Raw genomic sequence first — 13,260 nt, 5'->3', positions numbered from 1 at the left:
GAAGATTACGCCGTGGCCGTCTGAACAGAAGGCACCGCAAACTTGGCCCCGTCGAGAGGCGGGGCTTTTTTTGGAGATTACGTTGGCCGCCAATCGTTTGTGCGCAGCAAAATACTTCCATCCGGCTCAAATCGGCCGAGCCCGATATAGTACCCAACCTGATCTGTAATGGCGTCGAAGTGTTCTTTCGCCGCCGTGAAGCAGGCATCGGGGCCAGAGGGGTTGCCGCAGTGATCCGCGATGCATTCGCGGGTCACACGGCATTCGATCTCTCTGTTGCTGTCATCGTCCCAAACCGTGAACCGGACCTCCTCAGTATCCGGGTGCCATGCCCAGGTTTCGTTGGTGCCATAATGGATCATCGTTTCACCTTTCATCATCACCAGAGAAGGATTGCAGTTGCCACGCCGCCCGACCGGCGACGGCCACTCCAAGGTGACATTGTTACACGATTCCCGGGGCCCTGACGTACCGGCCACCCCGAGGGATTGCCCTGTGCGGCGCTCTATCGACCGGGATTTTGGGGATTGAGCCCCCAGCCTGGCCGATCCGGCAATCCCGGCCCGTAAAGAGCCGTGTGACATATGCGCGGATGATGTTATGATGCCGCGTCCCGTAGCCGCCAAAACACCCTGTCCGTTCAGTCGGACCATAACCCATGCATCTGCGGGACACTTAAATCGGGGCAATGCCTCAAACATGGGTGCGCGCAACGCGCCAAGAGAGCGTCTGCGCCTGACTGATAGGACCTACAATGACAGATACAAGTGAGTTGATTGGGGACTTGGCCGATCAGGCCGAGTACTCGGGAGATTGGCGTCGGGAGAAAGCGGAGGAGTATCCAGACGACGAGCGAAACGCGGAGGCGGCCGGCTCGGACACCGTGATCGTGCGGTTTGAAAATTGCGGGCATGGCGAGGCCCGGTTCAAGCAGCCGAGCGAGTACACCGAGGCGATACGAAAGTTCGTGCTGGAGTCGGTCATGGGCTCAGGAGACGGCTCGCGGCCATAATCAAGCCGATGGAGCCGGTGATGCAAACGGCGATCCCGGGCCTTCCTGCTCCGAAATGCGGCAAGGTGCGGGAGGTGTACGACCTCGGCGACGAGCTGCTGATCGTCTCGACCGACCGGATCAGCGCGTTCGACGTCGTGATGCCCAACGGCGTGCCGGGCAAGGGCGTGATTCTGAACCAGATCTCGGCTTTCTGGTTCGAGTTCCTCGCCGACGTGTGTCCTCATCACGTGATTTCAACCTCTGACTCGGACGTAGCCAGCCGGATTGGGACGGACGACCCCTCGCTGAAGGGTCGGTGCACGATCGCGAAGAGCGCCGAGCCGCTGCAGATCGAGTGCGTTGCGCGGGGGTACCTGGCTGGATCTCTGTTCAAGGAGTATCGAGCGGACGGAGGGCGGATCCACGGGTTCGAGCTTCCAGAAGGGCTGCTGGACGGCTCCAAGCTCCCGGAGGTGATCTTTTCGCCCGCGACCAAGGCCCAAGTCGGCCACGACGAGAACATCTCGTTCAGCCAGGCGGTTGACCTAGTCGGCATTGAGGTTGCGACTCAGCTCAGAGATTGGACGCTGGAGCTGTTTCGCCGGGCTGCGGAGCACGCTGAAGCCTGCGGGCTGATCCTCGCAGACACGAAGTTCGAGTTCGGGCTGACCGATGACGGCATCATCTGGATCGACGAGGCGTTCTCGCCTGACTCGTCCAGGTTCTGGGAGGCCTCGCTTTGGAATCCGGGCGGGCCGCAGGCCAGTTTCGACAAGCAGTACGTGCGCGACTTTCTGGAGACCGTCGATTGGGACAAGAAGCACCCCGCGCCGCCGCTGCCGCCAGAGGTCGTTGAGGGCACGTTGAAGCGGTACCTCGAGGCGTATCGACGCTTGGTCGGCCGAGAGATCGAACTTCAATGATCTTCTGGATTTACAACATTCTCCTGATCTTTCTAGCCCCGTTCTGGGTGCCGTGGATGCTTTGGCGGGCTGCCAAGCGCGATGAGAAGCCGAATTGGAAGCAGCGGACGGGAGATCTGCCGATCGATCCGCCGAGAAAGGGCGTCCGCCGGGTCTGGATTCACGCCGTTTCGGTCGGTGAGGTGATGGCGGTGTTACCGATTCTCAGGGAAGTTCGCAAGCTAGATCCGGGCCTGCAGATCGTGCTCAGCACCACGACCAGCAGCGGCCAGGCCGCAGCCGAGGAGCGGGCGGAAGGACTGTACGACCATTTGGTTTACTTCCCCATCGATGTACCGCGCTTCGTCGTTGCCGCTATGTCCCGGGTGCGGCCCAAGGCGCTCGCGATTATGGAGAGCGAGCTTTGGATGAACTTTCTCTGGACCGCGAACCAGATGGGCGCGACGACCATCTTGATGAACGGCCGAATCAGCGATCGGAGCTACCCGCGGTCAATGCGAATTCGGCCGTACTACAAGGCGATGTTCGCGAACCTGCATCAGGTTCTGGCGCAGTCTGAGACGGACGCCGATCGGTTCAGGGAGCTTGGGTTCAAAACCCCCGTGGTGGTCGGCAATACTAAGTTCGACGGTGCTATCGACGAGGCAAGAGCGGGGAGGGATTGGAGAACTGAGCTCGGAATCCCAGCTGAGGCCAGCGTCGTCGTCATCGGCTCGACCAGAAGCGAACTCGAGGAGAACCTAATTCTCGATGCGCTGCAGGGCGTGGATGCGTACGTCGTCCACGCGCCGAGGCACGTAGAGCGGGCGCCGAAGCTGGCTGCCGAGTACAAGTCCAAATTTGGTGAGGTCGCCTTACGATCATCCGGCGACCGGAGCCGGTACCTGGTTCTGGACAGCTACGGGGAACTGGGTGAGATCTACTCGATCGCTGACGTCGTGGTAGTCGGCGGTGGGTTCGACAGACTTGGCGGGCAGAACATCATTCAGCCGCTGGCGCACGGCAAGCCCGTGATCCACGGACTGCACATGGAGAACTTCAAAGACGTCGCCGCATCTTCTGTGCGAGTCGGAGCCTCGATCGCAGTTGATTCGGCGACCGAATTAACGCGATCGCTGAATCGATTGTTGGGTGATGAGAAGGAGCGCAGTGAAAGAGGGGGTGCGGCGCGTGAACTGGTCGAGCGAAACCTCGGCGCAAGTCGACGGTGCGCCGAAGCGATCGTCGAGGCAGCTCGAAGCTAGCCTCCGCCGAGTCCGTCGAGCAACTGGCTTATGTCGCCGAGCCCGCCCATGCCGCCCATCAGCCCGCCTCCGACGTCAGGCGTGATCTTGAACCACTTGCGCGTTTCGTACCTGCGGCAGATGCCGGCTAACAGTCGTTCCGACGCTCTCGCGGACTCGTCGATTCGAGGCTCGCTCGTGCCCATCATCTGCATCAGCTTGCTGATCGCGCCGTTCGGGTCGCGCTGTGAGTACTCCATCGCGTCCATGATGTCCATCATCATCGTGCTGGTTTCACCGAGAGTCGTCTCGTACGTGTTCTTCAGTGGAACGCACTCCGCCGGAGGCTGTTTCGAGTTGAAGTACACGTTCAATTCTCGCCAAGCCTGACGCAACTCTGCGGTCGAATGCTGGACTTTCGCTCGCTGGCTCGGGTCGTAGTTCTGCCCACCATTTGGTGACTCACCGAACAGAGCCTCGTCGACAGCGTCTTGCAGGTTCCCGGCCATGCCGCTGCCCATCATCTGCCCGATCGCTTGGCTGAGCTGCTCTTTGGTCATGCTCATCCGGTACTCCTCGATTCGCTCTAGGTGCAGAAGCCAAGCCTTGACGTCGGCGGGCATGGACGGCCCGGTGTCTCGGTACTCTGTGACAGCCGAAGTCGGGGGCGCGAACTGTTGGAGGATCGAAGGCTCGTCTTTGATGCGCTGATCCATGAACGGCGTAGGCTGCTCGTTGAGCTGGGCCATCAGCGGCGGAGGTTCGTCGCTGAGTTGGGACAGCATGTCGGGCGTCGATGGAGTGAACATGGTCACGGGCGGGGCCTGCTGTCCGTATGCAGACGTGATTTCAGCCGAGTTCAAATCGTTCCTGGCCGCCATCAGGGCGTCCTTGTCGAGCGGTCGGCTCTGGAGCCCCTCCAGCATGCCGGCGCCGACGGCGTAGCTACCCATTCCGAACAGCGCGACAACGCCGACGACGAGCCAAATCGTCGCCTTTCTTGCTTGTGCTCGGTACGGATCGTGGCTTGGGTACTGTTGCATGTTCTCTGGCTCCTTGCCTCTATGCGGCGGCACATCCCCATTATTGGCCAATTTCATCGCGTTTTTGCCGGTTTTTGAACCCAGCGGCGTCAATGAAGGTTAAGACGTACCGACTATTAAGACGGCTGGACGTATCGAAGGTGACTCATGAGCGGGACCTCAAAGCCGAAGCATCCGCTCTTCGCGGCGTTCGAAGAGCATGTCCATGTTGCCGTGCTGAACCGCATCGGCGCAGGGAACGACGACTTGGAAGAGTACGTCGTGGACCTTCTGTGCCGATTCCTGCGGACAGACGGCCTGTTCGCGCTCCGCAGCGAGGACGGCCGTCGGATCAGCTCTGTGATCGAAATGGCGGCTGAGGGCGACATTCGGCTTAAGGCAGACTCATTTGAGCAAGAGAGACGCGTACACCGGCACATCGGGGACTACATCCTGTTCTGGAGCGGAATCTACCCGGACTTTCTCAACCGGCTCAGGCTCGATGGAGGCCTAGATCTCCTGTGCGATTACACCCACCGTGCCAAGGAGAGCTACTACCTCGTGAGCACGTTCGATTACCCTCCGCACAGTGACGCCGCACCTGTGTTCAAGCGGCTTAGCGAACAGTTCGTGCCTTTATCCGTAGCGCTCGCAGACGTTCGCGTCAGCATTCCACTCAGCGTGGCTTAAAATCCGGGCATTTCCGCGCGCATGAACGACCGATTCAGCAGGCCGATCAGCGTCGCGGCGCACATGCCGAACCCCATGACGAGGAACACGTTTGCCAGGCCGAGCCAGGCTGCGAGAGGTCCGATTACAGCTAGCCCAACTGGGTGCATGCCAACGCTCGCTGCAGTCCACACGCTGGCGATGCGACCGCGGAACTCGTCTTTGAACGCGGTTTGAATGTAAACGTTCATCGATAGCCATGCGAACGGTACAGCGACACCACAGAGCACGTTGAGCGTCATGAACTGCCAGTAGCCTCTGCCCCAGCACATGCCGGCGACGAGCAGACCCACGACGAGGGTGGCCACCGCGTAGGTGGTTCCAGGTCGGCGGATCGTGATTCGGCTGATGGCGAGCGTAGTGACGACCATGGCTGCTGCGAATCCGAACTCGAGCCACGCCAGGGTGCTGAACCTGCCTCCGTACCAGTCGTCGTTGATGGCCGCGTACATCACCATGAATCCTGCTATGAACAGGTTGGAGACTATCGTGATCGGCAGGGCCAGCCGCAGCACGATGTCGGCGCGTACAACCTTGAGTCCAGCCTTGATGTCCTTTAGCAGTTTGCCGCTGGGCGCACCGGAGCCGGTTTCAGGTTTGAGCGCCGGCAGCTTCAAGATGAACGCACCGGAGATTGCGAACGTGAGGGCGTTGAGCGCTGCCGAGGCGAGCAGAAAGTAGGCCGGGGCGACTTGGAAGATCAAGCCCAAAACGGACGCCGACAAGGCCAACCCGATCATGCCCATCAGCTGCTGACTCGCGATGGCCAGGGCGTTGGCATCCATGAGCAATTCGCGCGGCACCAGAGCCGGTATCGCCGCCGTTCGCGCCGGCATGAAGAACGCGTTGACGCAAGAGAGGCTAAAGGCCATCACGCCGATAAGCCAGATAGGCGGCAGAGGTTCGAAATAGGCGTACGCAGCGAACCCAGCCAAGATGAGCGCGCTGGCGAAATCGGCTCCGGCCATCAGTTTTCGGCGATCCACCTTGTCTGCCGCAACGCCGGCTATGGGTCCAAGAACGACGAACGGCAGCGCCGCCAGCGCCATGACCGTTCCAACCACTGCCGGGTTGCCGCTGACTTTCTGGGCCAGGAACAGAAACACGAGAAAGTACACCGCGTCGCCAAGTTGCGACACGGTCTGGCCGATCCACAGCCATTTGAACTCTCGTATTCGAAGGGAGCGCGCACCAGGTAGCAAGGGACACAGATTGTAGCTGTCGGGAGCGATTTCCGGCACGGTAGGCGACTTTCGGATGGCATCTTCACAGCAGAGTTGCCAGATTTCGACTCAATCTCGATGTTCTTGCCGGTATGGCGCGGGGGCAAAGGCGGCATGAGCCTGACGGATCATGCTCACCCGACCTACACGAAAGCTGAAGCGGTCCCTAAGGTTTCCGCAATTTGGAGCCGATAAAAATACCAGTCAGCCGAATCATGGAGACTTTCGAATGTACGAAACCTATTGGGGTCTAAGGGAAGCGCCGTTCACCCTGACTCCGGATCCCCGGTTCCTCTACATGAGCAGGGATCACGAGGATGCGTTGATGATGATGCACTACGCCATCACACGCAACAAGGGCGCGGCGATGCTGGCTGGCAAAATTGGGTTGGGCAAGACGACCATAACGAGGAAGCTGCTAGAGACGCTCGATCCTGTCCGCTACAAGCTCGTAATGATCGTCAATCCCCTCCTGACTCCGCTGCAGATGTTGCAAGAGATTCTCTCGCAGTTGGATATCGAGACGAAGTCGCGCAATCGGCAAGCCCTCATTCAGACTCTGCACCTCTCGCTGCTGGAGAACTACGACCGAGGTCAGCGCGTGATTCTGATGATAGACGAGGCGCATCTGATCAAGAGCGATGCAGCGTTCGAAGAGATTCGCTTGCTGCTCAACTGTCAAATGAACGATCAGTTCCTCATCAGTCTGATCCTCGTCGGACAGCCTGAGCTGCGGGAAAAACTTGCGACTGTCCCGGCGCTGGAGCAGCGTCTGGCAGTTCGATACGAACTGAAGGTACTGGACGAGTTTGATACCGGGGAGCTGATTACGCATCGGTTGCGCGTTGCCGGATACACGCGCAAACAGTCGCCTTTCACTCCCGACGCAATCCATGAGATATACAAGATTTCTGGCGGGGTGCCGCGCGTAATCCTACAACTTGCCGACAACGCGATGCTGATGGCTATGGCGCGCAAGGAGCCGATGATCGACGGTTTTCTTACTCACCACGTGGCAGAAGAGTACTTCGGAGGCATGGCGGCTTGAACCTAGCGGACGCTATCAGGAACGCCACGCGCAGCCAATACGCTGGGCACGAGCAGCGGGAGGAGAGGCCCGAGTTCGGCTGGGACGGAGTCGCACTGGACGGCTCGCACAGCGGCGAGGACACACGACAGATGGAAAATCAGATTGAAAACCCGGAGCCACGAGGGCAGGCGCCGGAACCACCCCCGGCTAGCGTTACGAGTGGAAACGCGGTGCGCCTGGAGCTTTTCCTGAGCGGAGAGCAGATGACCGCGATGTTGAGGGCAATCATGGCCGGCCAGCATTCGGTTCTCACTCTGCGAGAGGCAGCCGCCTACCTGCGAATCAGCCCATCGACCCTAGAAAGGCTCGTCGAAGGCGACGAAATTCCGGGAGTTGAGATCGATGGCCGATGGCGGTTCCCAAAGCTGAACCTAGACGATTGGCTGTTGGCACAACTACACAGAACCAAGGAGCAAGATGATGCAGCTTAGCATTTTCAGAAAGAAGGCGCACGTTGGCGTAGATCTCGGTACCAGCTCGATCAAGCTGATGCAGATCGAACCGGACGGTGACGGGTGGAGGGTTTCGCGATTCGCGGAGGTCCCGACGCCGGTAGACGCGATCAAGGACGGCGTCGTTGTGGATGCTGTGCGGGTCGCGGACGCCATCAAGGAAGCCTTGCGTGCAGGCAAGATCAGCGCAACAAGCGCGATCATCGGCGTTGCCGGCGGATCGGTCATCGTTCGCACGGTACGGATTCCCGTCATGCCGGAAGCGACTCTGAGAAAGTCGATTCGGTTTGAGGCAGGTCGTTATGTGCCGTCCTCGATCGAGGACAGCTTCATTGAGTTTGAGATCATCGGCGAGGCGCCGGATAATCAAATGGATGTTTTGATCGTCGCGGCACCGCGCGAAATCGTCAAAAGCCGGACCGAGGCGTGCGCGGCTGCCGGCCTGGAGGTTGAAGTCGTTGATATCGAAGCGTTCGCGATGTATCGCGCTCTCATTGAGTCAGACATGGCTTCGGAGCTGGCAGACAGCACCATCGCGCTGGTCGATATCGGGTTTACGACGACGAACGTCAGCGTGATCTCAAAGGGTGTATTCGCGATGACGCGTTCGATCCCCCAAGCAGGAAGGGTTCTCACCGAAGCGCTTCAGAACTACTTCAAATTGAACGACGAAGACGCAGAGCAAGGCAAGGCGCAGCTCGATCTGCGGGTTTTGGTGAACGCTGATGGTCCAGTTGAAAACCCGCCGTTGAGGGTCTTGCAACCTCACATTGACGATTTGATTCGAGAAATCAGGCGATCTCTCAACTACTACCAGTCACAGCAGGCGGAAACCGGCGAATCGAACCCGGTAACGAAGCTGGTGCTGTCGGGCGGCGGGGCAAGGCTGACCGGTCTCGACGAATACGTCGCTCACAAGCTCGGGATCGATACTGTTCGCATCGGAGTGTTCGACACGGAGCAGATTACGGCAAGCAACCTCGATTCCAATGACGCCCACGGCTTCCACCTCTCCGTCGCTTCAGGTTTGGCGATGAGATCGGCGGCGGGGGCCGCGTAGGTCGGAGATAACCAATGCCATTAGTCAATCTAATTAAAGAAGACCGGCTGGTTGCAGCGCAAAGGGAACGGCACGTACGGCTGCTTCTGATCGCATGCGTCGTAATCGGCGGAGGTTCGTTCCTAGCATCAGGGCTGCTAGCATTCGAAACGCAAAAGCTACATACCGCCAGCAAGCAGTTGATAGCGATTCAGGAAAAGCTCGAGCCGTACCTGAGTCAGGTCGATGCGAACGAGGGCAGCATCAGTTCGATGCAGCCGAAAATCCAGATTCTCTCAGACGCAGTCGATCAGACGGAGCAGTGGACGCGGATTCTCGACCACCTCAGGAGCAATATGCCGAACGGCGTGTGGTTGACGAGCGTTACGTGTACTCGGATGGTTCAAACGAAGCCGATAACGGTCACGCTCAAGGGGTACAGCACGACTCAAGAATCGGTTGGTTTTCTCATACTCAGATTGAACTTGAGCAAGGATCTTGAAGGCACTCAACTGAAGTTTACGCAGGAGCGAAGGACTGAGGACGGCAAGGCGCTCGAGTTCGAAGTAACCAGCGAACTCGTTGGATCGGCACCGCCGGCGCCGACGGTCAAGGAGGCCTGACAGGCATGAAAAGGACAGTAAATCCAAAGATTCTCACGATTATCGCCGGGTTCACGCTGGTACTCGGAGCGGGCGTTGTGTATTGGCAGTTCTCCTCGATGTTGGTAGCGAAGGCGCGCATCACGATGCTGCAACGAGAAACGCCGACAGAGGCGGAATTGATGAGCAGTCTTGCCGATACGCAAGATCGGCTCGCAGATTTTAAGCTGAAGCTAGCACACTTGGAGTCGAGCGTTCCGGATGTGGCGTACGTCCCGACCTTGATGAAGGAGTTGGAGGAAGTTGGAATTCGCAGCGGAATTAAGGTGATCGGTGTGCGACCGGTTCCGGAGTCGATCTTCGGCGACGACAAGGGCAAGAAGGACTCCCCGTACAACGAGATCGAGATTGACGTGACCGGTCGAGGCGACTACGCCGCAATTCAGAAGTTCTTGGCTGATCTGCTGGAGTTTCCGAAAGTGCTCGCGGTGAAGAAGCTCAATATCTCGCCGAAGCGCGAACTGGGAGACACTGCAAACCCGGAGCTGGAAGCGACAATAACCATTTCCGCGTTCGTTTTCCCGTTCGAGGCTGCGCAAGTGCCAGACGAGATTGAAGAGGCGGACGAAGACGGCGCGATCGCGTCGAACGAGGGCGGAACTAACGGAGATCGCTCATGAGCAAAGACAAGAAGCAACTATTGGTCGTTGGAATTCTCGGGCTGGCAATGCTAGCCATCGGCGCATTTCAGTTCTTGGCGCCGAAAGGTCCTGTAGCTGTAGCACCGGAACCTGAGGCCGCCGAATCGAACACGTCAACCGATGAGGTAGCCGTCAACGACCCTCCGCCGGTCACGAAGCCCGAGGACATTATCACCGGCCTTCTCGGCAAGGTCGAGCCTCGCGATCCGTTCTTGGCCCAGGCAATCATTGTGAAGCCGCCGGATCCCGATGACCAACAGACGACGGGCGGGCAAAGGCCTCCGCGTCCCCCTGTTGAGATCACTGGCAGTGGTGGCACCGAGCCGTGGCCTCCCGACATGACTGGAGGCCTGACCGAAGGGCCAGCGCTAGGTGAGTTCGCCTACAAGCTCAAAGGAGTACTGGTGGGCGCAAACAAGAACATCGCAGTTTTCGAAGATAGCAATGGAAACCAAAGGCTCGTTGGCGTAGGAGCGACCTTCGGTTCAGATTCTGAAACCGAAGTGATCTCGATCGATGCCAATGGCGTTACGATTCGACATCGGGACAAAATAAAGACCCTGAGGGTCGAGTAGGGATAAATAGTGAATTCAATGAAACCGATTATTGTCGGGCTTGCCGTTGCGCTGGCGTCTTTCGCCATCGCAGATAAGTCCGTTCTAAAAACAGTCACAACGAAGAACATCGGCCAAGGTGTGGAGATCGCCATCAAGGGCGTCTCCCTCAAGAATCCAAAGGTGCTCTCGTTGAACAATGGCACTTCGTACGTCGTGCAGTTCAATGCACATCTCGCTGGCAAGGCGGGCCGAATCAAGGTCAAGCACGCTGGCGTCGACTACGTGCAGTACGTTTGGTACCGCTCCGACCCACCGACGGTTCGAGTGCACGTCAAGCACGACAAGAGTTTCGCGCCGGAGCTCGTTGAGGTGGATGGCGACTACTTCATCCGATTCAACGTATCGACCCGACCGAAGGCTCCGTCAGTTATCGATTCGGACGAGATGAAGAAGGCAATCGCCCTTCTGAATGCCTCGGAATTCGACGGGACGGTCGTCTTCGAGCGCCCGAAATCCGAGCTCGCGAAAGTGATCGAGAGCGTTCGGCCCGGTTTGCCGCTTGCACAGCAGGCAGTTGAGACAAGCGCTGGCTTGGCCGCAAACGGATCTGCGAGGCCTTCGGCGGCGCTTGAGCCGACACCGACCGCACCGGCAGGCGCCGTAAACTTCGGTTTCGTCTCAGATAATATAACGTTGAATTTTAGTGACACGGACGTCGTGCTCATCCTACAGGGATTGGCCAGCGAGGCTAACGTAAACATCGCTACCGCGCCCAATATCAGTCCTTCCGAATCCCCGCTAAAACTCACCATCAGTCTGACGAACGTTCCCTTGGAGGATGCCTTGCGGATCGTGTCGTCACTGGCCGGTCTGCGATACGGCCGAGTAGGCAACACCTACATCGTGACGCCATCTGCAGACTTCAACCCCACGATGACGAGAATCACCGGCGCAGACAAGAACTATACGACGCGAGTCGTCAGTCTGGTCAGCGGCGAGGCGGAGCAGATCCGCGATGCCACAATCAAGGCGATCCCGCAGGATGGAGAAGGCGGATTCTACGAGATCATGGTCCCGTCGGACTCTGTCGAGGCAGTTGGTGCGCTCGCTACCCCGCCGGAAGGCGCTGGCAGCGCTGGCGGGGCGTTGACTGGCGGCGCAGCCGCTCCAGGAATTGCCGGGCCTCCGGCCAGGCAGCGATCGTTCTATCTGATTCTCGTCGGCGAGCCGGATCGGCTGGACGAGGTCGAGTACTACGTCGAGAGCCTCGACTCCAGGATCGTGCGGTCGTTCTCGCTCGATAGAGCCGCGAACATCGGCACGATCGTCGTTCCGATCCTCAGCGGTGAGACCGAGAGGATCAAGACGATGCTCCTTCGCTTGCTCGCTTCGAACCCACGACAGGACGAGTACTCGATCGACGAATCCAGCATCTCTGAACTGAGCGAAGCTGAAGCTCCTACGAAAGTCATTCTGATGGCCGGCCCAAGGGACGAACTCGTAACGCTCGAGAGGTTCGCCATCGCTTTGGACGACGATCTTTGCGACGCCGCTGGCATCGACAACAACCGCGATCCGGAGGCACGGATGAAGGTATATGCGGTCGTCGAGCTCATGTACATCGAGCCATTGGTCGCAGAGTTCGACTTGAAGAACCGCATTCGCGGGCTCCACGTCACGGTCATGCCTGACGCCGTTTCGCCGGGAATAAGAGGCGAGGACCAGACTGAGAAGCAGTCGACACCAGGCGGGGCGCAAGATACCGGTGCGGCCGTAGAAACCGACACTCTCGATCGGCAGATTGGCCTCGAGCCGATGCGGCTCATCCTGCGCGGCACACCTGCCCAGATTCAAGAGGCGAGGGAGTACCTTGCGCTCATCGATATCGCCCCGCGCCAGGTCGCGCTCGAGCTCCGCGTGATGGAACTCACGAGGGAAGACGCCTTGAAGGTCGGCCTCGACTGGAGCCTCATTTCCGGCGGACGGCTCTCCTTTCTCAGAGTCAACCAGGGCCTTGGCGCAACCTCGAATTCACCTGGTACGATCAGCGCTACCGTTACTGAAGGATCGTCGTCAGGTGACGTGCTCGCGGTACTCGACAAGATGGCCAACAGCCGCAATCTGATTGCGCGCCCTAACGCGCTTGTGTCGGATGGCCGCAGCGCCCACCTGTTCGTAGGCGACACGGTTCGGTACATCAAGGCGATCATCACGAACCAAACTACTACGACGATCGAGACCGGCGAGATCGAAGTCGGCGTGACGTTTGATATCGGTGTTCGCATCGGCGCCGGCGGAAATATCGCTATGACCTTGGATCAGAACTTCAGCATACTGAACGGCTTCACGCCTGTTCCAGGCGGAGGTCAGATGCCACAAACGAGCGACCGCAAGGCCAGCATGTTCGTGAATATGCGTAGCGGCGAGACGATCGCGCTCGGTGGCCTGATTCAGGACACGGACCGGAAGAAGGTCTCGGGGATTCCCGGACTCATGGACCTTCCATTCATAGGCTGGTTGTTCCGCCGAACCGACAACACCCGCGTACGGACGGAGATCGTCTTCTTCCTCACCGCAGTTGAGGTTACGGCAGACGATCGAGCCAACGCGGCTTCGCCAAGGAACTCGCTGAACAAGACCCCTGATCCTCAGGGCGACTACTTCGGCAACGGCGGCGGTGGAAAAGGAGACAAGTAGCCGCACGA

14 protein-coding genes are annotated in these 13,260 nt (G+C 58.9%); 11 read left to right on the top strand and 3 right to left on the bottom strand.

What is annotated here, in order from left to right:
• Positions 1 to 77: 77 nt before the first annotated feature.
• The gene (locus IH944_13985) at positions 78 to 380 is read right to left on the bottom strand and encodes a DUF1488 family protein (protein MCH7905662.1); all 303 of its coding nucleotides are present in this window, start codon (positions 378 to 380) and stop codon (positions 78 to 80) included.
• Between the two features lie 374 nt (positions 381 to 754).
• Between IH944_13985 and IH944_13980 the strand changes: the two genes are divergently transcribed.
• From IH944_13980 to IH944_13970, 3 genes are read left to right on the top strand one after another with little or no spacing between them, the layout of a single operon-like run.
• A complete protein-coding gene (locus IH944_13980; protein ID MCH7905661.1) occupies positions 755 to 1,012 on the top strand; it encodes a hypothetical protein in 258 nt (85 codons plus the stop codon).
• Positions 1,013 to 1,020: 8 nt separating this feature from the next.
• A complete protein-coding gene (locus IH944_13975) occupies positions 1,021 to 1,917 on the top strand; it encodes a phosphoribosylaminoimidazolesuccinocarboxamide synthase (protein ID MCH7905660.1) in 897 nt (298 codons plus the stop codon).
• On the top strand, positions 1,914 to 3,161 hold the full coding sequence (locus IH944_13970; protein ID MCH7905659.1) for a 3-deoxy-D-manno-octulosonic acid transferase: 1,248 nt from the start codon (positions 1,914 to 1,916) through the stop codon (positions 3,159 to 3,161). The genes IH944_13975 and IH944_13970 overlap by 4 nt, the downstream gene beginning before the upstream one ends.
• Here IH944_13970 and IH944_13965 read toward each other — a convergent pair.
• Positions 3,158 to 4,216, bottom strand: a complete 1,059-nt coding sequence (locus IH944_13965) for a hypothetical protein (GenBank protein MCH7905658.1) — start codon at positions 4,214 to 4,216, stop codon at positions 3,158 to 3,160. The genes IH944_13970 and IH944_13965 overlap by 4 nt on opposite strands.
• A gap of 114 nt (positions 4,217 to 4,330) precedes the next feature.
• Here IH944_13965 and IH944_13960 point away from each other — a divergent pair, with 114 nt between their 5' ends.
• Positions 4,331 to 4,852, top strand: coding sequence for a hypothetical protein (locus IH944_13960; GenBank protein ID MCH7905657.1), 522 nt, complete (start codon positions 4,331 to 4,333; stop codon positions 4,850 to 4,852).
• Here the strand turns inward: IH944_13960 and IH944_13955 are convergent.
• A complete protein-coding gene (locus IH944_13955) occupies positions 4,849 to 6,093 on the bottom strand; it encodes an MFS transporter (GenBank protein MCH7905656.1) in 1,245 nt (414 codons plus the stop codon). The genes IH944_13960 and IH944_13955 overlap by 4 nt on opposite strands.
• Before the next feature lie 250 nt (positions 6,094 to 6,343).
• Between IH944_13955 and IH944_13950 the strand changes: the two genes are divergently transcribed.
• Genes IH944_13950 through IH944_13920 form a run of 7 tightly spaced genes read left to right on the top strand, consistent with a single transcriptional unit; the run spans position 6,344 to position 13,252 of the window.
• The gene (locus IH944_13950) at positions 6,344 to 7,162 is read left to right on the top strand and encodes an AAA family ATPase (GenBank protein MCH7905655.1); all 819 of its coding nucleotides are present in this window, start codon (positions 6,344 to 6,346) and stop codon (positions 7,160 to 7,162) included.
• Positions 7,159 to 7,635 (top strand): helix-turn-helix domain-containing protein, encoded by a 477-nt coding sequence (locus IH944_13945; GenBank protein MCH7905654.1) that lies wholly within the window; start codon positions 7,159 to 7,161, stop codon positions 7,633 to 7,635. The genes IH944_13950 and IH944_13945 overlap by 4 nt, the downstream gene beginning before the upstream one ends.
• Complete coding sequence (gene pilM, locus IH944_13940; GenBank protein MCH7905653.1) at positions 7,622 to 8,716, top strand: type IV pilus assembly protein PilM; 1,095 nt, start codon at positions 7,622 to 7,624, stop codon at positions 8,714 to 8,716. Before IH944_13945 ends, pilM begins: the two co-directional genes overlap by 14 nt.
• 14 nt (positions 8,717 to 8,730) lie before the next feature.
• Entirely contained in the window at positions 8,731 to 9,318 is a 588-nt protein-coding gene (locus IH944_13935; protein MCH7905652.1) for a PilN domain-containing protein, read from the top strand.
• Positions 9,319 to 9,323: 5 nt separating this feature from the next.
• Positions 9,324 to 9,977, top strand: coding sequence for a type 4a pilus biogenesis protein PilO (gene pilO, locus IH944_13930; protein MCH7905651.1), 654 nt, complete (start codon positions 9,324 to 9,326; stop codon positions 9,975 to 9,977).
• Complete coding sequence (locus IH944_13925) at positions 9,974 to 10,573, top strand: hypothetical protein (GenBank protein ID MCH7905650.1); 600 nt, start codon at positions 9,974 to 9,976, stop codon at positions 10,571 to 10,573. The genes pilO and IH944_13925 overlap by 4 nt, the downstream gene beginning before the upstream one ends.
• Positions 10,574 to 10,591: 18 nt before the next feature.
• Positions 10,592 to 13,252 carry an AMIN domain-containing protein gene (locus IH944_13920; GenBank protein MCH7905649.1) on the top strand — a complete coding sequence of 887 codons (2,661 nt, stop codon included), beginning with the start codon at positions 10,592 to 10,594 and terminating at the stop codon, positions 13,250 to 13,252.
• The last annotated feature ends 8 nt before the right edge of the window (positions 13,253 to 13,260 follow it).

Source organism: Armatimonadota bacterium (genome assembly GCA_022563855.1).
GTDB lineage: Bacteria > Armatimonadota > Fimbriimonadia > Fimbriimonadales > Fimbriimonadaceae > JADFMN01.
The sequence above is the reverse complement of the archived record's forward strand: the minus strand, read 5'-3'. Positions and strand labels throughout refer to the sequence as shown.

Excerpts from the sequence above, each read along its gene's own strand:
- IH944_13985 (MCH7905662.1), bottom strand. The coding sequence starts at position 380 with ATGATGAAAGGTGAAACGATGATCCATTATGGCACCAACGAAACCTGG.
- IH944_13980 (MCH7905661.1), top strand. The coding sequence starts at position 755 with ATGACAGATACAAGTGAGTTGATTGGGGACTTGGCCGATCAGGCCGAG.
- IH944_13975 (MCH7905660.1), top strand. The coding sequence starts at position 1,021 with ATGGAGCCGGTGATGCAAACGGCGATCCCGGGCCTTCCTGCTCCGAAA.
- IH944_13970 (MCH7905659.1), top strand. The coding sequence starts at position 1,914 with ATGATCTTCTGGATTTACAACATTCTCCTGATCTTTCTAGCCCCGTTC.
- IH944_13960 (MCH7905657.1), top strand. The coding sequence starts at position 4,331 with ATGAGCGGGACCTCAAAGCCGAAGCATCCGCTCTTCGCGGCGTTCGAA.
- IH944_13950 (MCH7905655.1), top strand. The coding sequence starts at position 6,344 with ATGTACGAAACCTATTGGGGTCTAAGGGAAGCGCCGTTCACCCTGACT.
- pilM (MCH7905653.1), top strand. The coding sequence starts at position 7,622 with ATGATGCAGCTTAGCATTTTCAGAAAGAAGGCGCACGTTGGCGTAGAT.
- IH944_13935 (MCH7905652.1), top strand. The coding sequence starts at position 8,731 with ATGCCATTAGTCAATCTAATTAAAGAAGACCGGCTGGTTGCAGCGCAA.
- pilO (MCH7905651.1), top strand. The coding sequence starts at position 9,324 with ATGAAAAGGACAGTAAATCCAAAGATTCTCACGATTATCGCCGGGTTC.
- IH944_13925 (MCH7905650.1), top strand. The coding sequence starts at position 9,974 with ATGAGCAAAGACAAGAAGCAACTATTGGTCGTTGGAATTCTCGGGCTG.
- IH944_13920 (MCH7905649.1), top strand. The coding sequence starts at position 10,592 with ATGAAACCGATTATTGTCGGGCTTGCCGTTGCGCTGGCGTCTTTCGCC.